Source organism: Streptomyces sp. NPDC048389, assembly GCF_040706335.1.
In the GTDB taxonomy this organism is placed as follows: domain Bacteria; phylum Actinomycetota; class Actinomycetes; order Streptomycetales; family Streptomycetaceae; genus Streptomyces.
Map to the genome: position 1 here is coordinate 20,089 of NZ_JBEZKP010000038.1, position 21,702 is coordinate 41,790.

The 21,702-nt window shown below is 73.4% G+C and carries 24 protein-coding genes; 16 read left to right on the forward strand and 8 right to left on the reverse strand.

Annotated features, from left to right (window positions below; translation table 11 throughout):
• Positions 1–78: 78 nt before the first annotated feature.
• Complete coding sequence (locus AB0903_RS23610) at positions 79–1,443, reverse strand: FAD-dependent monooxygenase (protein ID WP_366705827.1); 1,365 nt, start codon at positions 1,441–1,443, stop codon at positions 79–81.
• 9 nt (positions 1,444–1,452) lie between these two features.
• Here AB0903_RS23610 and AB0903_RS23615 point away from each other — a divergent pair, with 9 nt between their 5' ends.
• Together AB0903_RS23615 and AB0903_RS23620 are read left to right on the forward strand one after the other, a co-directional pair.
• Positions 1,453–1,731: a hypothetical protein gene (locus AB0903_RS23615; protein WP_366705829.1), complete on the forward strand. Its 279-nt coding sequence runs from the start codon at positions 1,453–1,455 to the stop codon at positions 1,729–1,731.
• A 600-nt stretch (positions 1,732–2,331) separates the two neighbouring features.
• On the forward strand, positions 2,332–2,604 hold the full coding sequence (locus tag AB0903_RS23620) for a hypothetical protein (RefSeq protein WP_366705831.1): 273 nt from the start codon (positions 2,332–2,334) through the stop codon (positions 2,602–2,604).
• 127 nt (positions 2,605–2,731) lie between these two features.
• Here AB0903_RS23620 and AB0903_RS23625 read toward each other — a convergent pair whose 3' ends face one another.
• Both AB0903_RS23625 and AB0903_RS23630 read right to left on the reverse strand, forming a co-directional pair.
• Complete coding sequence (locus AB0903_RS23625) at positions 2,732–3,124, reverse strand: hypothetical protein (protein WP_366705833.1); 393 nt, start codon at positions 3,122–3,124, stop codon at positions 2,732–2,734.
• Between the two features lie 60 nt (positions 3,125–3,184).
• Positions 3,185–3,619 carry a YchJ family metal-binding protein gene (locus tag AB0903_RS23630; protein WP_366705835.1) on the reverse strand — a complete coding sequence of 145 codons (435 nt, stop codon included), beginning with the start codon at positions 3,617–3,619 and terminating at the stop codon, positions 3,185–3,187.
• Between the two features lie 277 nt (positions 3,620–3,896).
• On the opposite strand from AB0903_RS23630, the gene AB0903_RS23635 reads away from it, so the two are divergent.
• The 6 genes from AB0903_RS23635 to AB0903_RS23660 all read left to right on the forward strand — a co-directional run bounded on the left by AB0903_RS23635 (position 3,897) and on the right by AB0903_RS23660 (position 10,143).
• On the forward strand, positions 3,897–5,651 hold the full coding sequence (locus tag AB0903_RS23635) for an FAD-dependent oxidoreductase (RefSeq protein WP_366705916.1): 1,755 nt from the start codon (positions 3,897–3,899) through the stop codon (positions 5,649–5,651).
• Between the two features lie 37 nt (positions 5,652–5,688).
• Positions 5,689–7,035 (forward strand): 6-phospho-beta-glucosidase, encoded by a 1,347-nt coding sequence (locus tag AB0903_RS23640; RefSeq protein WP_366705837.1) that lies wholly within the window; start codon positions 5,689–5,691, stop codon positions 7,033–7,035.
• Between the two features lie 99 nt (positions 7,036–7,134).
• Positions 7,135–8,190, forward strand: coding sequence for an NAD-dependent epimerase/dehydratase family protein (locus AB0903_RS23645; protein ID WP_366705839.1), 1,056 nt, complete (start codon positions 7,135–7,137; stop codon positions 8,188–8,190).
• Positions 8,184–8,870: a glycosyltransferase family 2 protein gene (locus AB0903_RS23650; RefSeq protein ID WP_366705841.1), complete on the forward strand. Its 687-nt coding sequence runs from the start codon at positions 8,184–8,186 to the stop codon at positions 8,868–8,870. Before AB0903_RS23645 ends, AB0903_RS23650 begins: the two co-directional genes overlap by 7 nt.
• The gene (locus AB0903_RS23655; RefSeq protein WP_366705843.1) at positions 8,867–9,493 is read left to right on the forward strand and encodes a DUF2064 domain-containing protein; all 627 of its coding nucleotides are present in this window, start codon (positions 8,867–8,869) and stop codon (positions 9,491–9,493) included. Before AB0903_RS23650 ends, AB0903_RS23655 begins: the two co-directional genes overlap by 4 nt.
• Positions 9,490–10,143 carry a class I SAM-dependent methyltransferase gene (locus AB0903_RS23660; protein ID WP_366705845.1) on the forward strand — a complete coding sequence of 218 codons (654 nt, stop codon included), beginning with the start codon at positions 9,490–9,492 and terminating at the stop codon, positions 10,141–10,143. The genes AB0903_RS23655 and AB0903_RS23660 overlap by 4 nt, the downstream gene beginning before the upstream one ends.
• Before the next feature lie 238 nt (positions 10,144–10,381).
• On the opposite strand, the gene AB0903_RS23665 is transcribed toward AB0903_RS23660, so the two are convergent.
• Both AB0903_RS23665 and AB0903_RS23670 read right to left on the reverse strand, forming a co-directional pair.
• The gene (locus AB0903_RS23665) at positions 10,382–10,804 is read right to left on the reverse strand and encodes a hypothetical protein (protein ID WP_366705847.1); all 423 of its coding nucleotides are present in this window, start codon (positions 10,802–10,804) and stop codon (positions 10,382–10,384) included.
• Positions 10,804–11,967 (reverse strand): molybdopterin-dependent oxidoreductase, encoded by a 1,164-nt coding sequence (locus tag AB0903_RS23670; RefSeq protein ID WP_366705849.1) that lies wholly within the window; start codon positions 11,965–11,967, stop codon positions 10,804–10,806. The genes AB0903_RS23665 and AB0903_RS23670 overlap by 1 nt, the downstream gene beginning before the upstream one ends.
• Before the next feature lie 115 nt (positions 11,968–12,082).
• On the opposite strand from AB0903_RS23670, the gene AB0903_RS23675 reads away from it, so the two are divergent.
• Complete coding sequence (locus AB0903_RS23675) at positions 12,083–13,498, forward strand: glycosyltransferase family 87 protein (protein WP_366705918.1); 1,416 nt, start codon at positions 12,083–12,085, stop codon at positions 13,496–13,498.
• 100 nt (positions 13,499–13,598) lie between these two features.
• On the opposite strand, the gene AB0903_RS23680 is transcribed toward AB0903_RS23675, so the two are convergent.
• Positions 13,599–13,835: a DUF397 domain-containing protein gene (locus AB0903_RS23680; RefSeq protein WP_366705851.1), complete on the reverse strand. Its 237-nt coding sequence runs from the start codon at positions 13,833–13,835 to the stop codon at positions 13,599–13,601.
• On the reverse strand, positions 13,836–14,696 hold the full coding sequence (locus tag AB0903_RS23685; RefSeq protein WP_366705853.1) for a helix-turn-helix transcriptional regulator: 861 nt from the start codon (positions 14,694–14,696) through the stop codon (positions 13,836–13,838).
• Between the two features lie 125 nt (positions 14,697–14,821).
• On the opposite strand from AB0903_RS23685, the gene AB0903_RS23690 reads away from it, so the two are divergent.
• From AB0903_RS23690 to AB0903_RS23700, 3 genes are all read left to right on the forward strand, one after another.
• Positions 14,822–15,310 carry an ATP-binding protein gene (locus AB0903_RS23690; protein WP_366705855.1) on the forward strand — a complete coding sequence of 163 codons (489 nt, stop codon included), beginning with the start codon at positions 14,822–14,824 and terminating at the stop codon, positions 15,308–15,310.
• Positions 15,311–15,315: 5 nt separating this feature from the next.
• The gene (locus AB0903_RS23695) at positions 15,316–15,729 is read left to right on the forward strand and encodes a hypothetical protein (protein WP_366705920.1); all 414 of its coding nucleotides are present in this window, start codon (positions 15,316–15,318) and stop codon (positions 15,727–15,729) included.
• Between the two features lie 68 nt (positions 15,730–15,797).
• The gene (locus AB0903_RS23700; RefSeq protein WP_366705857.1) at positions 15,798–16,091 is read left to right on the forward strand and encodes a hypothetical protein; all 294 of its coding nucleotides are present in this window, start codon (positions 15,798–15,800) and stop codon (positions 16,089–16,091) included.
• Positions 16,092–16,418: 327 nt separating this feature from the next.
• On the opposite strand, the gene AB0903_RS23705 is transcribed toward AB0903_RS23700, so the two are convergent.
• Positions 16,419–17,492 carry a helix-turn-helix domain-containing protein gene (locus AB0903_RS23705; RefSeq protein WP_366705859.1) on the reverse strand — a complete coding sequence of 358 codons (1,074 nt, stop codon included), beginning with the start codon at positions 17,490–17,492 and terminating at the stop codon, positions 16,419–16,421.
• 249 nt (positions 17,493–17,741) lie between these two features.
• Here AB0903_RS23705 and AB0903_RS23710 point away from each other — a divergent pair, with 249 nt between their 5' ends.
• From AB0903_RS23710 to AB0903_RS23725, 4 genes are all read left to right on the forward strand, one after another.
• A complete protein-coding gene (locus AB0903_RS23710; protein WP_366705861.1) occupies positions 17,742–18,398 on the forward strand; it encodes a helix-turn-helix transcriptional regulator in 657 nt (218 codons plus the stop codon).
• Positions 18,399–18,476: 78 nt separating this feature from the next.
• Positions 18,477–19,007, forward strand: coding sequence for a toxin-antitoxin system, toxin component (locus AB0903_RS23715; protein WP_366705922.1), 531 nt, complete (start codon positions 18,477–18,479; stop codon positions 19,005–19,007).
• A gap of 3 nt (positions 19,008–19,010) precedes the next feature.
• Entirely contained in the window at positions 19,011–20,198 is a 1,188-nt protein-coding gene (locus tag AB0903_RS23720) for an MAB_1171c family putative transporter (protein WP_366705863.1), read from the forward strand.
• Positions 20,195–21,643, forward strand: coding sequence for an FAD-dependent oxidoreductase (locus tag AB0903_RS23725; protein ID WP_366705865.1), 1,449 nt, complete (start codon positions 20,195–20,197; stop codon positions 21,641–21,643). The genes AB0903_RS23720 and AB0903_RS23725 overlap by 4 nt, the downstream gene beginning before the upstream one ends.
• The last annotated feature ends 59 nt before the right edge of the window (positions 21,644–21,702 follow it).

Sequence of the window (21,702 nt, forward strand, 5' to 3'; positions counted from 1 at the left end):
GCCGCCGCGGTCCGTGCCGGGAGTACGGGCCGGGGGCGGGGTACGGGCGCGAAGGACGCCGTCGGCTGCCGACGTCGCTCAGGCCCCCGATCCTCCCGGTTCCTCCGGTGTCGCCGGCGGCTCGGTGGGCGTCGGCGCGGGCGGACGGAAGAGGACGGCCCGGGCCACGGGCGGGGCGAACAGGGTGGTGACAGGCGCGGAGAGAGTCAGCACGGAGCGGAAGGCGCGCCCCATGACGGCGTCGCCGGCGTAGCGCTCCTGGACACGCCGCAGATACCAGCCGGCGACGCTGTCCACGGGCCCGACGGCGACCGCGTTGCCGACCGCCCCCGGCATCTTGCGGTCCGCCCCGGCGGAGATGTCCCACGCCTGCCGGGACGCCGTGAGGAGTGCGCGCTGCACATGCCGCGTCGTGGGCGTCCGGCCCGGATCGGCCAGTGCGTCACGCAGCGCGACCGCGCTCATCGCGGCAACGGCCATGCCCTGCCCGTAGATCGGGTTGAAGGTGCACAGGGCGTCGCCGGTGGCGAGGAATCCGGCCGGCCGGCGGCCGGGCAGATCGTAGCGGCGTCGGATGTTCGCGGTCCGCCGGTAGCCGAACGCAGACGAGAGCGGTTCGGCCCCTTCCAGCCACCTGTGCAGGAGCGGATGCGGCAGCCTCTTGGCGTACGTCACGAACTCGTCGTCGTCGGTGGGCGGCTCGTCGCCACGCAACCCCGAGACGATGACCAGATGGGTGCCGTCCTCCAGCGGCAGCGCACCGCCGCCATACACCTGGGCGGGGCCGGGGTAGACGTAGTAGCCGACCGTATCGCCGTCGAGGACACCGCTCCTGCCTCGGTAGACGCGCGAGGCGTACGCGAGCCCGGTGTCGATGGTCTCCTCGTGCGCGGCCTCGGCCCCGATCGCCGTCAGCCACTGCGGGGCCTTCGTGCCGCCGCCGGAGGCGTCGACGACCAGGTCCGCCTCAAGGGCCCGCTGCTCCCCGCGGGCGGCGCCGGAGCGGTCCCGCAGCAGCACACCCCGCACGCGCGAGGCGTCACCGAGGAGCCCGACGGCTTCGGTCCCCTCCACCACGCTGATCACCGGGTTGGCGAGAACCCACCGCCGTACCTGCTCCTCGAGCTGCGCGCGGGAACCGGTGTAGATGTGCGTCGTGGCGGGCAGCCGCCGCAACCAGCGCCCCGTCTGCCACATCACCATGTCCGACGGCATGCCCACCCGCGGCGCCCCCGCCGCCCGCAACTCCGCCAGGAAGCCGGGCAGCAGCGACTCCAGGGCCACCTGCCCACCCTCCAGCAGGACATGTGGATGCCGCCCCTGCGGTACACCCGGCCGCGGCTTCATGCCGTCCGGGAACCGGTCGCGCTCGACGACGGTCACCCGGTCGGCGTGCCCGGCGAGGACGTGTGCCGCGAGCAGCCCCGCGAGGCTCCCGCCCACGACGACCGCATGCCGCCCACCCCGGACGCCGCCCACGCCCCAACGGCCCGCTTCTCCGGCAGAGTTCACCGATCCACTCCCCTGATCGCCACGTCGAGAAAGCACCAGTATCCCGCGCCGCAGGGCCAGTTGGCCGTCTTCGCCCCCGTTCTGCGCGTCCGATTCCTTACCGCGCGGTTGCGTACGAAGACCGAACGGGGCTGGGAGGGCCCGGGACCGGTGGATGTGGCGATGTTCCGCAACCAGAGGATCGTCGCGCTCGGCCGACTGGAGGGCACCCTGCCCTGATGTCCTCGTCATGTCCTCGTCCCGGTCAGCCGCGCTCAGTCAGACGTCTGTGCGGCGCCGGACGTCCTGCTCGACGCTCTGGGCATCGGGAAGGATGCCATCACCTTCCGCGACAACGGCGAGGGCGGTTCGTCGACCTGCAAGAAGCCCGGTCGCCGGCGGCGCCCGCGGTTCCGGGCAGTGGCCCAGAGGCAGCGGCCGGGGCGGTGGCAGCCGACTGAGGCGAGTGTGGCGGGAGTCACCCTCGCGCCGCCGAGCGGGCCCCGCCCCGCGATGATCAAGCCCTGGGCCGTTTCGCCGACTTGACCTGCGGATTCGGACGCGGTGACCGGTCACGGGGTGCCGTCGTCACCTCCACGCCGCCGGACCACCGATTCGGGTGCCTCGGCGGCATTCGCGTAAGGTGTGTCGGCAGTGCCGCCGGATACGGACGGCCAGGCGGGGACAGGGCGCGAGCCACTCGCAGGACACCGTGCCCGACGGCCGACCCCACCGGACGCGATCCGCGGGTTGACGGGACCCGGGTGCCTGCTCGGGGCGACGCACCGCCCGAGCAACGAGAAACACGGGGCGACCCGTAACGGTAAAGAAGGACTTCACGTGACCGCCTCCCCCCTCATCCCGGTCCCGATCCCCGACCGGGTCGCGGCCATGATCGGATCCTGTATGCCGGTCCACATCCTGCAGGCGGAGATCGAAGCGGAGTGCGCCGCGCGTGAGGTGAACCTGTTCCGCGGGCCGCTGTGCGCCGAGGACCGGGTGGACCGGGAGCGGGCACTGTCCGTGCTGGCACGGGCGAACAAGGTACTGGCCGCCTACGACCCCCGGCTCACGGTCGCGCCGCGACGCGCCCCCCGCCCGACCGGGCACTGATCGCCGACCACCGACCGACCCGGCACTGACCGCCCGGCGCCTCTCTACGAGGTGCTGACCGGCGTGGCCGGCCGGCGAGGTCCGGCCCCGGCCGGGCGCCCGCCGGTGCCGTCCGGCCCGGCGCGGCTCACGCGCTGTCGAGGGCCTTCACGACCGGTTCCAGCTCCTCCGGCATGACGGCGATCAGGACGACCTCGTCGCCGGCCGCGCACTCGATGATCCGCGCTCTCGGGTTGAGCCCCAGCGCCTCCCGCATCGAGGGCGGCCGGAGCCCGGTCCGTCGCAGGCCGGTGGGCAGGACGACCGTCCGTCCGCCCCATGACGCCTTCCAGGCAAGCGGACCGGCGCCGGTGAGCAGCCGACCCGGCCGCCAGCGCGCCCCTCCGGGCCCGCCCTTGACCATGCACGCGATACCGGTCTCGTCCTTCGCGGTCGCGGCGGACGACCGCTGCCGCTGCTTGCGGTGCACCAGCCAGCCGACCAGTGAGGCGAGTGCTCCGAAAAGTACGAGTTCGACCATGACCGCATTGAAGCAGGTGGGACGTGCCTTCCGGGCTGCGCGGTCGCCCGGTGCGCCCGATCACTCGTTGAACGTGCCGTCGACGTACACCCACGCGCCCTTCTCGCGCTCGAAGTTGCTGCGTTCGTGCAGTTCACCGCGCTTGCCGTGGTGGCGGTAGCGGGCACGGAAGGTGACGGTGCCGGTGGCGTGGAATGCGCTGCCGTCCGTGGTGTCGACGATCTCGAGAGACGCCCACTGCATGCCCGGGTCGAGTTCGAGGTGACGGGGGCGGGTCGAGGAATGCCAGGTGCGCAGCAGGTACGCCGCGTCGTGGGCGACGAAGGCGCTGTAGCGGGAACGCATCAGCAGCTCCGCGGTGGGCGGCCACTCGTCTCCGCGGTGGAACCGGCCGCAGCACTCGCCGTAGGTGGCGGGCAGCCCGCAGGGGCAGGGCGACTCGGCGGTGAGGGCGGGAGGGGTGGTGCCTCTGGTGCGCTTGGTTCGTCGGGACATGGCTTCATTTTCCAGCCATTGCGCGCAGGGGGCGCACCGGTGGCTTCCGAGTCGTGAGGGATCTCCGTATGCTCCGGCGCCGGATGTGGAAGTTACCGTCGGTAAGGAGCATCGGATGGATGGTTCTGGCACCGCGCGACGCACACCGCACACCACCACGCACACCACTCTGCAGGACACCCCGCCGGACTCGGCGGAGGGCACCCTGCCGGACTCACCGCAGTACCCCCCGCAGGACTCACCGCAGGACCGGCCGCGCGCGTCGCGGCGCACCTTCATGGCCGGCGCCGCGAAGGTCACCGGAGCCGCCGCCCTGGCCGGTGCGGGCGTCCCCGGCACGGCGGCCGCCGCCACCGCGCCCGCCACCACCGCGCCCGCCGTCTCGGTCGCGGTGCTCGGAGGCGGCGTCGCCGGCCTGACGGCCGCTCATGAACTCGCCGAGCGCGGTTTCGCGGTCACCGTCTACGAACGCCGGGCCCTGGGCGGCAAGGCCAGGAGCATGGACGTACCCGGAAGCGCCAGAGGGGGCCGCAGACCGCTGCCCGCCGAGCACGGCTTCCGTTTCATCCCCGGGATCTACCACAACCTGCCCGACACGATGCGCCGCATCCCCTTCCCCGGAAACGCGAACGGAGTCTGGGACAACCTGGTCGCGCCGTCCGAGATGTCGTTCAGCCGCACCGGACGGGAGGACCTGCGCATCCCACTCCCCTGGCCCGGCCACCAGCCGCCCGATCTCACGCTCGACGACATCCGCCGCGCCCTGACGGCGATGCTCGACACGGCCCTCGGCATCCCGTTCCACGAGACCGCGTACTTCGTGAACCGCATGCTCGTCTTCCTCACCAGCTGCGACGAGCGCCGCGACCGGACCTGGGAGGCCACACCCTGGTGGGAGTTCATCAGGGCGGACCGGATGAGCCACGACTACCGGCGCATCCTCGCCGTCGGCCTCACCCGCAACATCGTGGCGACCAAGGCGGAGGAGGCCAGCACCCGCACCGTCGCCACACTGCTGGAGGCGTTCGTCCACAACGCACTCGGCCGTGGCGCCGACGGCCCCCTGGACCGGATCCTCGACGCCCCGACCAACGAGGCGTGGATCGATCCCTGGGTCGCCCATCTGACCTCGCTGGGAGTGGAGTTCAAGGTCGGCTGGACCGTCCATGAGATCGCGTACGCCTCCGGGCGGGTCCGCGCCGCCGTGGTCGAGAACCCCCGGGGCGGACGCGAGTCGGTGACCGCGGACCACTACGTCTCCGCGATGCCCGTGGAGCACGCCCGGCGGACCTGGGGGCCCGCGCTGCGCGCCGCGGACCCGCAGCTCGCGCGCTGCGACCGGCTGCGGACCGACTGGATGACGGGTATCCAGTTCTATCTGACCGAGCGCGCCCCCCTGCTCCACGGGCATCTCAACTGCGTCGACTCCCCGTGGTCCCTGACGGCCATCCAGCAGGCGGCGCACTGGCCCGACCGCGACTTCCCGGCCGACTACGGCGACGGCGCGGCCGTGGACTGCCTCTCGGTGGACGTCTCCGAGTGGGACAGGCCCGGCATCCTCTACGGGAAGACCGCGAAGCAGTGCACCCGCGCCGAGGTCGCCAAGGAGGTGTGGGCGCAGTTGAAGGCGGCGGTGAACGACACCGGCCGGACGGTCCTCAAGGACAGCGCCCTGCACTCGTGGTTCCTCGACCCGGGCGTCGACGGCCTCGGCACACCGAACCCGACCAACGACGACGAACTCCTCATCCACCCCGTCGGCACCTTCCACAACCGCCCGCAAGCCGCGACCGCGGTCCCGAACCTCTTCCTGGCCGGCGACTACGTGTCGGTCGACATCGACCTGGCGACCATGGAAGGCGCCAACGCCTCCGCCCGAGCGGCGGTCAACGCACTGCTCGAGCGCACCGGCTCGACGGCGCCCCGCTGCACGGTCACCCCGCTGTTCCGCGCTCCGGAGCTCGACCCCTTCCGACGGCACGACCGCATCCGCTTCCGGCTCGGGCTGCCCAACGCGTTCGACCTCGGCTGACCGGTGCCGGGCCGCCGGCGCCGAGTAGCGTACGGGCATGAAGCTCACGATTCTCGGCGGCGGCGGGTTCCGGGTGCCTCTCGTGTACGGGGCGCTCCTCGGCGATCACGCGGAGGGCCGGGTCACCCGCGTCACCCTGCACGACGTGGACGCGGGCCGGCTCGACGCGGTCGCCCGGGTGCTGGCGGAGCAGGCGGCGGGGCGGCCCGACGCGCCGGAGCTGGTGGTGACCCGCGATCTCGACGAGGCCGTGCGGGGCGCCGACTTCGTCTTCTCCGCCATCCGGGTCGGCGGTCTGGAAGGCCGTGCCGCGGACGAGCGCGTCGCGCTCGCCGAGGGCGTCCTCGGACAGGAGACGGTCGGCGCGGGCGGCATCGCGTACGGGCTGCGCACGGTGCCGGTGGCGGTGGACATCGCCCGCCGGATCGCCGCACTCGCCCCCGACGCGTGGGTCATCAACTTCACCAACCCGGCCGGGCTCGTCACCGAGGCGATGAGCCGGGTCCTCGGCGACCGGGTCGTCGGCATCTGCGACTCGCCGGTGGGCCTCGGCCGCCGGGTGGCGAAGGTGCTCGGCGCCGATCCGGCGACCGCGTGGATCGACTACGTGGGCCTCAACCACCTCGGCTGGCTGCGCGGGCTGCACGTCGGCGGACGCGACGAACTGCCGCGGCTGCTGGCGGACCCGAAGGCGCTGGACTCGTTCGAGGAGGGCCGGCTCTTCGGGCCGGACTGGCTGCGCTCGCTGGGCGCCGTACCGAACGAGTACCTGCACTACTACTACTTCAACCGTGAGACGGTCCGCGCCTATCAGGAGGCGAAGCAGACCCGGGGCGCGTTCCTGCGCACCCAACAGGCGTCCTTCTACGAGGAGATGGAGCGTCCCGGCGCACCGCCGCTCGACACCTGGCATCGCACGCTCGCCGAGCGCGAGGCCACCTACATGGCGGCCAACCGGGAAGCGGCCGGCATCGGTGAGAGGGACGAGGGCGACCTGGAGTCCGGCGGGTACGAGAAGGTGGCGCTCGCCCTCATGCGGGCCGTCTCCCGCGACGAACGCACCACGCTGATCCTCAACGTCCGCAACCGCTCCACCCTGTCCGTGCTGGACGCGGACGCCGTGATCGAGGTCCCGTGCCTCGTCGACGCCAACGGCGCGCACCCGGCTGCGGTCGACCCGCTGCCCCTTCACGCGGTCGGGCTCGTCACGGCGGTCAAGGCCGTCGAACGCGAGGTGCTGGCAGCGGCCGCGAGCGGTTCCCGGTCGGGCGCGGTGCGGGCCTTCGCACTGCACCCGCTGGTCGACTCGGTGAGCGTCGCCCGCCGTCTCGTCGACGGCTACCTCGCCGAGCACCCGGGTCTCGCGTACCTCCACCGCCCGTAGGACCCGTTCACCCGGCCGGAGCACTCCACTCCTTACCGACCTGTGACGGCACGGCGCGGAACGACCGCCCACGGCCCTTCCCGCCGTAGCGTCGCGGACATGCGTGTACTCGTCACAGGTGGCGCGGGCTTCATCGGCTCGCATATCGTCACGGCCCTCACCGCGCGCGGCCATGACCCGGTCGTGCTCGACGCCCTTCTTCCCGCTGCCCATCCCGGGCCCCCGCGACCGCCCGACGCCGAATGGATCCACGCGGACGTGCGGGACGCGGCGGCGGTGGAGCGCGCACTGCGCGGCGTGGAAGCCGTGTGCCACCAAGCCGCGATGGTGGGCCTCGGCACCGACTTCTCCGACGCGCCCGACTACGTCAGCTGCAACGACCACGGCACGGCGGTGCTGCTCGCGGCGATGGCCCGGGCGCGGATCGCGGACCTGGTGCTCGCCGGGTCCATGGTCGTCTACGGCGAGGGCCGCTACGACTGCCCCTCGCACGGCCGGGTCCGGCCCGGCCCACGGGCCGCCGCCGACCTGGCGGCCGGACGCTTCGAGCCGCTGTGCCCCGAGTGCGGCGAGGAACTGGCCCCCGGGCTCGTCGGCGAGGACGCGCCCGTCGACCCGCGCAACGTGTACGCCACGACGAAGCTGGCGCAGGAGCATCTGGCGGCGGCCTGGGCCCGGTCGACGGGCGGGCGCGCCGTCGCGCTGCGCTACCACAACGTGTACGGGCCGGGGATGCCGCGCGACACGCCCTACGCGGGCGTCGCGTCCTTCTTCCGGTCCGCTCTGGAGCGCGGCGAGGCACCGCGGGTCTTCGAGGACGGCGGCCAGCGGCGGGACTTCGTCCATGTACGGGACGTGGCGGAGGCGAACGCGATCGCGCTGGAAGCGGTGCACGGCCGCGAGCCGGGAGCACTGACCGCGTACAACACCGGCCGCGGGACGCCGCACACCGTGGGCGAGATGGCGGCCGCGCTGGCCGCCGCGCACGGCGGGCCGGCGCCGGTCGTGACCGGCGGGTTCCGGCTCGGCGACGTACGGCACATCACGGCGGACTCCGGGCGGCTCCGCGCCGAGCTGGGCTGGAAGCCACGGGTCGGCTTCGCCGAGGGCATGGCCGAGTTCGCCGCGAGCGGGCTGCGGGGTGCTCCATGCTGACCGCGGACGTCGTCCTGCCCTGTCTGGACGAGGCGGAGGCGCTGCCGTGGGTGCTGTCGCGCATCCCGGCCGGCTGGCGGGCGATCGTCGTCGACAACGGCTCCACGGACGGCTCGGCCGACATCGCCCGCGCGCTGGGGGCGCACGTCGTCCACGAACCCCGGCGGGGTTTCGGAGCGGCGTGCCACGCGGGACTGAGCGCGGCGCAGGCCGAGTACGTCTGCTTCTGCGACTGCGACGCGTCGCTCGACCCGGGGCTGCTGACCGGGTTCGTACGGGACGTCGCCGCCGGCGGCTCGGACCTGGTGCTCGGGCGGCGGCGCCCGCAGACACGGGGTGCATGGCCGGCGCACGCCCGGGCCGGCAACGCGGCCCTCTCACGCATGCTGCGCCGGCGCACCGGGGTGCGGCTGCACGACCTCGGCCCCCTGCGCGCGGCCCGACGCACCGACCTGCTGGCACTCGGCCTCACCGACCGCCGCAGCGGCTACCCGCTCCAGATGGTGGTCCGCGCCAGCGACGCCGGCCTGCGGGTGACGGAGGTCGACGTCCCGTACCTGCCCCGGTCGGGCAGGTCGAAGGTCACCGGTACCTGGCGGGGCACCTGGCAGGCCGTACGGGACATGAGCGCGGTGCTCGCCGAACAGCCGCGTCCCCTGGTGGACGGCGGCGCGCGATGAGCGGAACCCTGCTGGTGATCGCCAAGGCGCCGGTGCCCGGACGGGTCAAGACACGGCTCACGCCCTTCCACACTCCGGAAGAGGCTGCGGTCCTCGCGGAGGCCGCGCTGCGCGACACCCTCGACGCGGTGCTCGCCACGCCCGCACGGCGCCGGGTCCTCGTACTCGACGGCAAGCCGGGGGCGTGGCTGCCGCCCGGCATCGACGTCGTGCCGCAGCGCGGGGGCGGGCTGGACGAACGGCTCGCGGACGCGTTCGGGCTGTGCGAGGGGCCTGCGCTGCTCATCGGCATGGACACGCCTCAGGTGTCCCCCGGACTTCTCGCCTGCGGGCTGGAGTTGAGCCCCGGTCAGGCCGCGTTCGGTCCCGCGGACGACGGCGGGTTCTGGGCGCTGGGTCTCGCGGAACCGGACGGGCGACTGGTGCGCGGCGTACCCATGTCGTCGCCCGGTACGGGCGCCGCGCAGCGGCAGCGGCTGGTCGGGGCGGGCCTCGGGGTGCGTGAACTGCCGCGGCTGCGGGACGTGGACACGCCGGACGACGCGCGGCGGGTCGCCGCCGGCGCGCCGGGCACACGGTTCGCCGCGACGCTGGCAGCCATGGCCGGGGCCCGGGCGCGGTGACGGCCGCGCCGGCGGCCGCGTGGCAGGCCGATCCGTACACCGACGCCCTGCGGACCGGCCGCGGCCCGCTCTATCTGCGGCGGCCCGACGGCTGGCTGCTGCCCCTGGAGGTCGAACGCTGGTGCGCCGAACCGGACACGGCCGACGGCACGGTCCTCGCACGCAGCCACGGCGCGGTCCTGGACATCGGCTGCGGCCCCGGCCGCCTCGTCGCGGCGCTCGCCGCGCGCGGAGCGACCGTGCTCGGCATCGACGTCAGCCCGGAGGCCGTGGCCCGCACGATACGCATCGGCGGCAGCGCGCTGCGCCGGTCCGTCTTCGACCCTCTGCCGAGGGAGGGCTCCTGGGACACGGCCCTGCTGATCGACGGCAACATCGGCATCGGCGGCGACCCGCGCGCCCTGCTGTCACGCGTCGCCCGGCTCGTCGCTCCCGGCGGCCTGCTCCTCGCCGAGACGGCACCGCTGGACATCGACGAACGAGTCCGCGTCCGCGTCTTCGACGGCATCGCGACGGAGGGCACGCCGTTCCCCTGGGCCCGGGTGGGCACGGAGGCGCTGCTGAGGTACGGGCGGGGTGCGGGGTGGACGCTGCGGGAGGAGTGGGGGGTGGGGGCGCGGCGGTTCGTGGCACTGGGGCGGGGGCGGTAGGGGCGGGCCGCGGGTGCGGCGTCCGCTGCGCGGGGCCTGTACTCTTCCCCGTCCCTTCCCGCGACCGGGGCAAGCCCCGGACCCCGTACGGCGTTCGGCCGTCCCCTCGATCGCCGGGCGGGCTCTTTTGGAGCCCCGTCGGCGATTGAGGCGCGGGGCCCGGGGGCAGAGCCCCCGGTTACGGGGAGGGGACAAGCCCGCCGCAGGCGCCCCGCACCCGAGTGAGCAACGCGGCAGGTCAACGCGCCCAGGGCCGTCCGCCGGCCCGCGCGCCCCGCGCCGCCCGCCTGCCGCGCAGCCATCGCGCCGCCAGGACGGCTCCGGTCACGGCGGCGACCCCGGCGAGCGACAGCAGCCAGTTGCGCGGGTAGTCCAGCGGCAGCACGGAGGGGTTCCCCGGGGTGCCCGGGGCGAGCAGCACCGGCAGGGCGATCGCCGTCAGACTGCCGGCGGTGATCAGGGCGCCCCGCAGCAGGCCGCGGGCGGGCAGCAGGGCCAGCAGCAGGCCGGCGCCGAGCACCAGGGGTGCGACGAGGAGGTCGTGGACGAGGACGGCACCGGCCAGCCACAGGGCGACGTCCTTGAACTGCCCGCCGCCGACGAGGAGGGACAGGCCGACGGTCATCAGGGCGAGGCCGGCCGCGCCCAGCACGATCCGCATCACACCACCTCCATTCCGCTGACCCATTTCGTCTGCCAGACACCCGGCCGGTTGGGGGCGATGACGCGGGCGGGGTAGCCGTGGTCGAGGGAGAGGACCTCGCCGTTCAGGCGCAGCGCCAGGAGGGTGAGCGGGTCGTCGGTGTATCCGCCGCCCATCTCCATCACCCGGTAGGCGCCGCGCCTCTCCAGGGACACGACCCGCAGCGCGGCGCCGGGCGGCGCACCGGCCCGTTCCAGCAGGTCCCGGACGCGGACGCCGGTCCACCGTGCGGACTTGCTCCAGCCTTCGACGCAGGCGATGGGCAGGGTCACGGTGTGCTGCGGCAGCGCGGCGAGCTGGTCGAGGGTGAGGCTGTAGGAGCGGGGGCCGGTGACGGTGAGCCGCCAGCCGTCGAGGGCCGTAGGGCCGACGCCGGCCGCCGCGGCGGTGCGGTTGACGGGCAGGCCCTGCTCGCCGTGGTCGGGGTGGCGTGGTGCGAGCAGGTCGAACCACCGCAGTGGCGTGAGCGACTGGCCGACGGTGGTCAGGGTCACCGCCCCGACAGCCGCCGCCACCCCGGCGAGCAGGGAACGCCGGTCCGGCCCCTCCTCCGCGGGCAGTTCCAGTGTCCCGGGCGAACGGCGGCTCCAGTGCGCTTTGATCTCGGGGTATTTGACGGCGATGTGGAGGACGAGCGCGCCCAGCAGCAGCCAGGCCACCGCGAAGTGCACGGGAATGAAGGAGAACGGCCACGGATACCACTGGGCGGTGTTCAGCAGGCCCGTGCCGAGCTGGAAGACGGACGCCGCGACGAGCACGGCCACCGAGATCCGTTCGAGGGCGTGCCGTACCGACCGCAGCGCGGGCCACACGAACAGCCTCGGGTAGACGGCCCACAGCTTGGCCAGCAGCAGCGGGATCGCCGCGATACCGCTCGCGACGTGCAGTCCCTGGGTGACCCGGTACCCCCAGACGGGGCGGCCGGGCAGCGCCCCGGCGAGCCAGTCCGGCGGCCGCTGCACATAGTGGCTGAGCACGCCGGTGACGAAGCACAGGGCGATCGCAGCGCCGAGCCACCGGCCGATGGCGGTGGCGGTCCGGGGGTCGTGCAGCCGGCCGGCGAACCTGGGCGGCCGGAGGGTGAGCGGTGGTCCGGCTCTCCTGATCCTCATGTCCTCCATGAGAACCCCACGAACCACCCGCGGGAGGGTTCCGACACCTTACGGAATGGGGACGGCAGGGGGCGTCTGCGCGGTGCGGGCCGGTTCGGCTGCCAGGCTGAGAGCCGTGATCAACATGCGCTCACTGACGACCGGTGTTCTCGTCGCCGGCCTGACCGCCGTGCTCGCCGTGACGGTCCTCAAAGACGGATACATCACCGATCCGGGGGGCCTGTCCCGGTGGTACGCCGTCTGCTGGATCCTGTTCGCCGCGGCGGCCTTCGCGGTGCGCCGGGCGCCGGTGCGGCACGCGGTGGTGCTGATCCTCGCGGGCGGCGTCGCGGTCGCCGCGACCGGGCTGCTCGCACCGCCTCGGACCAGCACCGACTCGTACCGCTATGCCTGGGACGGCCGGGTGCAGGCCGCCGGGATCTCTCCGTACGATCACCCGCCGGCCGATCCGGCCCTCGTGGAGCTGCGTGACGACTGGCTCTTCCCGACCGGTGCGCGGTGCGAGGCACCCGAGCGGGCCCGGATCGCCGGGCCGAAGGGCGAGGTGCACTGCACCCGGATCAACCGGCCGAAGGTCCACACGATCTATCCGCCGTTCGCCGAGGGCTACTTCCTGATGGTGCACGCCGTCGCGCCGGACGACGCACGGCACAAGGCGCTGCAGGCGGGCGGCGCCCTGATCGCCGTCGGCACGACGGTCGCCCTGGTGGTGGTGCTGCGCCGGCGCGGCGATCCGCGGAAGGCGGCGTACTGGGCGTGGTGTCCCGCCGTGCCGCTGGAGGCGGTGAACAACGCGCACGTCGATGTGGTCGGGGTGCCGCTGGCGGTCGTGGGGCTCGCGATGGTGGTCCGCCGCCGCTTGGAGGGCGGCGTGCTCCTGGGTGCGGCGGTCGCGACGAAACTGCTCCCGGCGGTGGTGCTGCCGGGCGCGCTGGCGGGGGTGCGGCGATGGCGGGACGCGGCGGCCGTCCTGGTGCCGGCCGCGGCCGTCGTGGCGCTGTCGTACCTGCCGTACGTCCTGCTCTCGAACAGCTCCGTGCTCGGCTATCTGAGCGGCTACACCGAGGAGGAGGGGTACGACGACCCGTCCGCCCGCAACCGCTACGCGCTGCTGCGGCTGGTACTGCCGGACGCCTGGGCGCTGCCGGCGGTCGTGGTGGTGACGGTGGCCGTCGTCGGGTACGTGCTGCGGCGCGGCGACCCGGAACTCCCGTGGAGCGGGGCGCTGCTGGTGACGGGCACGGCGTTCCTGCTGATGACCCCGGGGTACTCCTGGTACGCGCTGCTGCTGGTGGCGCTGGTGGCGCTCGACGGCCGGTGGGAGTGGCTGGGTGTCGCGGCGGCGGGTGCGGCCAAGTACGTCACCGTGCATCTCGACGCCGACGGGGAGACCATCGGCACGACCGCGTACGCCCTCGCGGCCGTGGCGGTGCTCGTCGGCCACGTCGTGCGGCGGTCGCGCGGCAGGGGAGCACCGGCCGCCCGGACGGGGGCGCCGGGTCGGGAACGTGACTCCGGGCCGGCGGTGGCGGTGGAATGACGGCGCCGCCGACGGCGGAGAACGGTTGCCCGGCACGCCTCACCGGCCCACGCGCCCCAGGGCTTCCGGCCGGCCGAGCCGCCGCCCCCGCGGCAGCAGCTCAGCCGACCAGGAAGTCCGCCTTGCCGGCCTTCGCTCCCTCTATGAACGCCTCGATCTCCCCGGAGGTGTAGATGAGAGCGGGGCCGTCGGGGTCGGCGGACTGACGCACCGCCACCCTGCCGTCGGCCAGTTTCATGGTCTCGACGCAGTTGCCGCCGTTGCCGCCGCTCCAGGGTTTGTGCCAGCCCTCCTCGCCGAGCTCGGCGGCCGGCATCCCGTTGTATATGCGGTCCATTCACAGCTCCTTGCGGAGATCGTCGAGGATCTCCCTCGTGCGTTGCACCGACGCGGCCTGTGCCGCCATGCGGTCCATGACCTCGAGGTGCGTGGCGACCTCGGGGCGCGCGTCGAGGTAGACGGCGCCGGTCAGGTACTCGCTGTAGACCATGTCCGGGAGCTCGGGCACGGCGAATCGGAAGAGCACGAACGGGCCGTACGTTCCGGGGTGGTGGCCCGTCGCGAACTCGGCGATCTGCAGGGTCACGTTCGGCAGCCGGGCGCCCTCGATCAGCCTTTCGACCTGGCCCTTCATCACACCCGGTGCCCCGACGGGGCGGCGCAGGACCGTCTCGTCCATGACGACCCAGAGCCTGGGGGCGGCCGGCCGTGTGAGCAGGGACTGGCGCTCCATGCGCAGTGCCACGTGCCGCTCGACGTCGTCGGGCTCGGTGTGGCCGATGGCTCCGCCGAGCATGATCGCTCTGGCGTAGTCCTCGGTCTGGAGCAGGCCGGGCACGAACTGCGGTTCATACGCACGAATGAGGCTCGCGGCGCCCTCCAGGCTCACGTACATGCTGAACCAGTGGGGCAGGACGTCGTGGAAACGCTGCCACCAGCCGGGCCTGTTGGCCTCCTCGGCCAGCTCCACGAAGCCGCGGGCCTCCTCGTCGCCGACGCCGTAGGCACCGAGCAGCAGTTGCACGTACGGGATCTTCAGGGCGACCTCGGCGGTCTCCATCCTGCGGATGGTGCCGGGGGCGACGCGAAGCACCTTCGCCGCTTCCTCGCGCTTCATACCGGCGCGCTCCCGCAGATCCTGCAGGCGCTTGCCGAGGACGACCTGCCCCACGGTGGGGGCGGACCGCGGTTCACTCACTTCGAGACCTCCCCACGTGCTGTGTGCGAGCAGTGTGCCACGCCCCGGACCCGATGAATATGTCCACTCTGCATTTTTCAGAGTGGGGGTTGCCAAGGTGGCGGTTGCAGCGGGAGAGTGTTCATGTGAACCGTGACGCGCTCGCCTCCGAGCTTCCGGCCCCCCGCGCGGGGACCGATCTCACCCGGTACGCCTTCGAGTTGCCGGCGCGCGTCGAACATGTCTCCCGGGCCAGAAAACGGGTGTCCGCACGCCTGGCGGGCTGGGGCGTCGACGGGGACCCGCACGACACGGCCCTGCTGGTCGTCTCCGAGCTGTTCACCAACGCCATCGTGCACACCGACGGCCATCTGGTCGCCTGCGAACTCCAGGCCGGAGCCGAGCGGTTGCGGATCACCGTGCAGGACCGGGGCCGCACGGCCACCGGCCCGCGCGTGTGCCACGGAGCGACAGGCGAACGCGGGCGCGGGCTGCTGCTCGTCGAGGCGGTGAGCTGCGCATGGGGCACGTACGACGCCGTACCGGGCACGGGCCGCGCCGTGTGGGCGGAGCTTGCCTGCAACCCCCGGCCGCCGTTCGGTGAGGGACCGCCGACGACGGAGTGGCTGTGCTGAGGGATCTGGCGCCACTCCGCTCCCGGGGCGTACGCCACGACCACGCCGACCACCTCTCCCGGCTCGACGTCCCGGCCGCCCTCCATACGGATCTGGGGTGCGACGCGGTCGGCGTGCCCGCCCGTCACGGATTCCGCCTGCTGGTCCGGATGCCGAGCGCCGGCTGCGTGTTCGCCGACAGCGCATGGTGGTGGTGGATCGTTCCCGCCGGCTCCGACCTGGATCTGACCTGGCCGCTGCCCTCCCACTACGCCCGGGGGGCCAGGGTGCCCGGGGCCGGCACCCGGCTGATCCGCCGACCGGCGGGCCCGAGCCCGTACACCCCGCCCATCCCTCTCTACCTGATGGCATGTCAACTCACCGGTACGGCACCGCGTTGGCCCGCCGAGGTGGGCGGACCGGGCCGAGATACGGTCTGATCCCGCCGGACGAGCACGAAGCGGTCCCACCGGTCCGCCGGCGGAACCGCCCGGATAGGCTTCCCCGCATGTCAGAAGTGAACACGGGCCCCGAACGAGACGGCCTCACACCGCGCCAGGCCCGCGGCGTGCGGATAGCACTGTCGGCCGCCATCATGACCGCGGTGGCCGCCACGCTGGCGCTGCGGCTGGGCAGCACGCATTCGGTGCTCACCGTCGGCTTCTACGGCATCGCACTGATCCTCTCCGGCACCGCCCTCGTGCTCAGCCGCGCCGGACGCACACGGTGGGCCACCCTCATCCTCGGCATCGGCGTGGCGGTGGCGGTCGTCGCGGAGTGGGCCGTCGCCTCGATGGGCTGAGCCCGACGGGCCCGGGCGTGCCGGGCCCCGGCGGAACGGGGCGGCCTGGCCCGGCCGGTACCGGGCCTGAACCCGAGCGGCGGGACGCGGGCATCCGGGGCAAGCCCCTGCCTCCGCGCACCTGCACCAGCACCGCGTTTCGCGCAGTGGCGGGCCGATCTCCCCCTACGGCCTGGCGGCCGCGGGAGGACCGCCCAGCCGGGCCGGATATGCCGTTGCGCGGCACCGCCGCCCGCCGGGCAGGGGCACTTCGAGCGCCGCCGGCGACCGTGGCGCGGGCCCCGGCACGGGGGCGGGTCCTGGGACGTGCGGCCGTCAGGGCGCGCGTCAGCCGCCGGAGACCGCGCGCAAGTGGCTTCTCCCCCGGCGCACGCCGGGCGCACCGGCCGAACGGTTCTCGCGGAGGGCCAGTGTCATCCGCGAGAAGCCCTTGTCCTGGAGCGTCGCCGGAGTCTCGTCGATGATCCGGCAGTCGGTGCGGCCCCAGCGCGGATCGGGGTGGCTCACCGGCCGTACGGCTCCGTCGTGATGGATGGCGGACGCGCCGACCGCGCTCATCCAGTGCGGCAGGCCGCACCGGTAGGCGGCGTCCATGATCGGGTCGTCGGCGATGTCGTCACGAATGGCCTGAAGCGCACCGTCGTCGCCGTGCTTGTCGAGTGCCGCGGCGAGCTGGGCCATCAGCGGCAGGCACCAGCTGGTCTCGTGCTCGCCGAGCACCGTCCGGGCGTCGGGGTGGAACAGCACGAACCGCAGGAAGTTGCGGTCCGGCATGGCCGTGGGGTGCGGCCCGATGCCACGGAAGAGGGCGGCGAAGGCGGGGTTGGTGTGCACCACGTCCCAGTGCCGGTCGAAGAGGACAGAGGGCAGCGGCACCGTGTCCATCACCGCGGCGTAGTCCCGCAGATAGGACTGCGTCTCGGGGTCCGCCGGTCCGTCCGGCCCCGACGGCGGCCGCGGCGGCCGTACGGGCACCGGCGGCGGTACGGGGACGGCGGGCCGGTGCGGGGCTGGTCGGTGCACCGGCCGCGAGGGCGGCACCGGGCCCGAGGGCCTGACGGGCGTGTGCCCGTCGAAGGCACCGCGCACCGTGTCGGGCGTGTCCGGGTCGCCGGCGAGGCACTGCAGCCCGCCCTGCCGGTCGTTCAGTTCCAGGGCGTCCACGAGGGCGCACAGCGTCTCCTCGGGCCACTCGCGGCCGGGCGTGCGCTCCCAGGTGGCGTAGGTGTAGGCGGTGACGCCCAGGCGGGCGGCCACCTCCTCGAGGCTGAGGCCCAGTTCCTCGCGGCGCCCTCTGAGGGCGTCACCGAGCCGCTTCGTACGGGCCGCGGCCCGAGCGGCACCCGCGGAGCTCGGGCGTCCGCGGACACCCCGGCGCCCGACGCCCACCTCATGTGTCATCGAGAACGCCACCCTTCTCGGAGCGTGCCGCAAGTCCCGCTGCGACAGCCCCCTTTGGATCTTCACACCGCGTGGCGATCCTGCTACCGCGAACAAGGGGATGTCAACTATCGTGGCATTCCGCGCCGCTGAGCGCTCAAATCACGCCACAGCTGTGGCAAGACCTTGGCTGCCAGGACAGGAATAGGGTTAACTTCCGGCAGCCCCGCAGGATGCGGGGCTGCCTCGCGTGATCTAGGAGACCTACTGGTGACAGACGGCTTCTCGGTTCCGGGTCCAACGGCCACAGGCCCTCTGGCGGCATCGGTTGCCCGGGTCACCGAACTTGCGGACAAGCTCGGAATGAGCCACGGCGAGGTTTTCGACGTCCAGAAGCTCTCCGAGGCGTCCGGCGTCCCCGTCGACGTCGTGCGCGCCCTCCTCGAGGGGCGCGCGGCAGGCGAACCCGACCTCCAGGCACGCTTTCTGCAACGCTTCAACCTGCTGCGACGCACCCGGCTCAAGCCCAACGGCCGCCGGTACACCCAGCAGGAGATAGCCGACGGGGCGGGCATGTCACGCCAGCAGGCGGGCGCGCTCATCAACGGCGACCGCCGGCCGACGATGGAGCACTGTGACGCGATCCAGCGCTTCTTCAAGGTGCACGCCGGTTTCCTCACCGCCGACGACGCCGACGCTCTCGACGGTGCCCTCCGGCGCACCGAGCAGCGCCTCCTCCAGGACTACGCGGGCGACGGCGGCGACCCGCTGGAGCGGCTGCTGCAGGACCACGGCGTACGCGGCATCGCCTGGCGGGCGGCGCAACTGCCCAGCGACAAGCACCGGGACAAGGTGACCGAATGGCTCGACATGCTTCTGGAGAGCGTGAAGCCCGCACCGGACACGGATCCTTCCACGGAGCCCTGATTTCCGGACAGGCTTGGATTTGGACGTGTCTGTGAAGGTTCTGACGGGGAGAGGAGAGCGGTGAGCATAGGCAAAGAGATGCGCCGACTGTGCGGCGAGCTGGTCGGCGGAATCGATCTCCCCGCCCCCGCAGAACCCGCCGACCTCTACTCCGCGCTGTGCAAGGGCATGAGCAAACACCGTGGCAGGCCGGTGCGTTACCGCACGGCGCCCTTCCCGCCGGGCACCGCCAGCGGCCTGTGGCTCGACATGGCCGAGCAGGACCTGGTCGTCATCGAGGAGCGCACGGCACCCGACCACCAGCTGGTGATTCTCGGCCATGAGCTGTGGCACATGAAGGCCGGCCACTGCAGCCATCACGTCGAGGGCGCGGCCGTGGCCGCCCGGCTGCTGTCCGACGAGGCCGACCTGCAGGCGACCGTGCTGAAGGTCGCCGCGCGCACCCGCTTCGACCAGGCGGAGGAGAACGAGGCCGAGAGCTTCGGGCTGCTGCTCGGCAGCAAGTGCCGCGCCTGGCTCGCCGGTTCGAACGGCCGCGGCCCCGTCCGGCGCGACGGGCTCGCGGGACGTATCGAGGCGTCCCTGGGATACCGCGGGCCACAGGGCTGAGGCGTGAACGGACCGGACTACTACATCCCCGCCGCCGCACTGGGAATCGCACTCGCGTTCAAAATTCCAGGGATGCGGCGCGACTGGCGCGACCCGTTGCTCCGGTCCGTGTGCGCCCTGCTGATCCTCGGCGCGTCCACCTTCTTCTTCGCCGCGCCGCCCACCATCGCCGAGGTCAACCGCATCACCGGCGTCCCCAACTTCTCCGCGCCGCTGGTCTACTGCATCCTGTCCGCGTTCAGCGCGTCCTGCCTGGTGCTCCTCGTCAACTGGCGCGGCGGCCCGCAGGAGGAGACCCGGCGGATCTCACTGCGCTGGATGGCCGCGTACAGCGTGGTCATCGGGGCGCTCGTCCTCCTCTTCCTGCTGGGCGACGCTCCCGTGGAGCGGCTGCGGGACCTGGACACGTACTACGCCAGGACGCCGTACATCCGCGAGATGATCGCGCTCTACCTCGCTGCCCACAGCGTCGCCGCGGTGGGCATGACCGTGCTGTGCTGGCGCTGGTCGCTGAAGGTGAGCGGCTGGCTCCGCGGCGGTCTGGTGACGATCGTCGTCGGGTCGCTGTTCAACCTCGCGTACGGAGTCACGAAATCGCTCGCCGTGGCCGCCCGCTGGGCCGGGCACGACTGGGACGACCTCTCCACGCTGGCCGCGCCGCCGCTCGCCTCGGCCGGCGCGCTGCTGAGCGCCGTCGGCTTCGTCCTGCCGCTCGTCGGCCAGCGGGTGTCCGACAGCTGGCACACCTGGGCGGTCTACCGCCGGCTCGGCACCCTCTGGCGCGAACTGCGCTCCACCGCGCCGCCGGGCCAGCCCTCGGTACGCATCTCGCTCTTCTCCCCGGCCGAACTGCGCGTCATCCAGCGGGAGTCCGACATCCACGACGGGATGTTGCAGCTCGACCCGTACTTCGACCGCGTGCTGCGCGAGGACGCCTACGCCGAGGCGCTCACCGCCGGAGCCGACCCCCGGCAGGCCCACGCGGTGGCGGACGCGTCGATGGTCGCCGCCGCCCTGCGGGCCCGGGCGGCCGACCCCGAGGGGCGGATCGTCAGGTCCGCCGAGTCCTGCACACCCGTGGCAGCCGCCGGACCGCGCGACCTCGTGCGCATGTCCCTCGCGCTGCGCCATTCCCCCGTCGTCGAAGCAGCGCGCATGCGTGCGGCCAGGTCAGAGAGCGGCACCCGATGAGCAGCGATCCCTTGAGAAGTCGTCACAACCCGGGCCGCAGAGCCGTGGTCGTCGGCGGCGGTCTGGCCGGCATGCTGGCGGCAAAGGCCCTCGGCGCGCACGTGGAGGAAGTGACGGTCGTCGAGCGGGACGCGCTGCCCGACGGGCCGCGATCACGCAAGAGCCTCCCGCAGGCCCACCACGCCCATCTGCTGTGGTCCGGCGGGGCCCGGGCGATCGAGTCGCTGATGCCCGGCACCACGGACCGCTGGCTCGCCGCCGGCGCCCGCAGGATCGCGCTGCCGACCGGGCTGGTGTCCATGTCGTCGCAGGGCTGGTTCCGCCGCTTCCCCGAGATGCAGTTCCTCGTCGCGTGCAGCCGGGACCTGCTCGACTGGGTGGTACGCGAGCAGGTGCTCGCCGGTCCCCGGATCACCCTCCTCGAACGCACCGAACTGCTGGGTCTGCAGGGCGCCGCCGGGCGGGTCGACGGCGTGCGCGTGCGCGGCGACGCGGAGGGCGAACGGGTGCTCCCCGCGGACTTGGTCGTCGACACGAGCGGCCGCGGCTCACGGGCCCCCGAGTGGCTGCGGGACCTGGGCGTGGGCGAGGTGCGCGAGGAGAAGGTCGATTCGGGCCTGGCCTATGCGAGCAGGATCTTCCGGGCGCCCGAGGGCTCGGAGGAGTACCCCGTCGTCAACGTCCAGGCCGACGCGCGGGAGCCGCGGCCCGGCTGCACCGCCACGATCGTGCCCATCGAGGGCGGACGGTGGCTGGTGACGCTGTCCGGCACACGCGGCGGCCGGCCGACGAACGCGGCCGACGAGTTCGAGGACTTCGCCCGATCCGTACGGCACCCCGTCGTCGCCGACCTCATCGCGCAGGCCGAGCCGCTGACGGACGTCGTCGTCTCCCGCAGCACGGTCAACCGACGGCGCTACTATGAGAAGATCCGCGACTGGCCGGAGGGCTTCGTCGCGCTCGGCGACTCGGTCGCCACGTACAACCCCGTCTACGGGCACGGGATGTCGGTCGCCGCGCAGGGCGTGCTCGCGCTGCGCGAGGCGCTGGCGGCGGCCGGGGGCGTGGGCTCCCCGGGCCTCGCCCGCCGGGTCCAGCGGGCGGTCGCCCGGCCGGTCGCCACGGCCTGGGACCTGGCCACGGGACAGGACATCCTCTACCCCGGTGCGGTCGGCAAGCCCCCCGGGGTCGCGGTGCGGGCCCTGCGTACCTACGTCGACCGGCTGATGCTGACCGCGACGGGCCGGCCCCTGGTCGCCAAGGCGCTGTTCGACGTGATGACGCTGTCCGCGCCGACGGCTTCCCTCGTCCGGCCGGAGATCGCACTCGCGGTGCTGCGCGGCTCCAAACTGCCGCCGCTGCCCGGACCGCCGCTGAGCGACGACGAACTGCGGATCGCGAAGGAGCCCCGCGGCGAACGGGAGGCGGACCCGGCGGGCGCGTAACAGCCGATCCCCGGCGGGCGCGTGGCAGCCAGCCCCCGGCGGGCGCGTGGCAGCCAGCC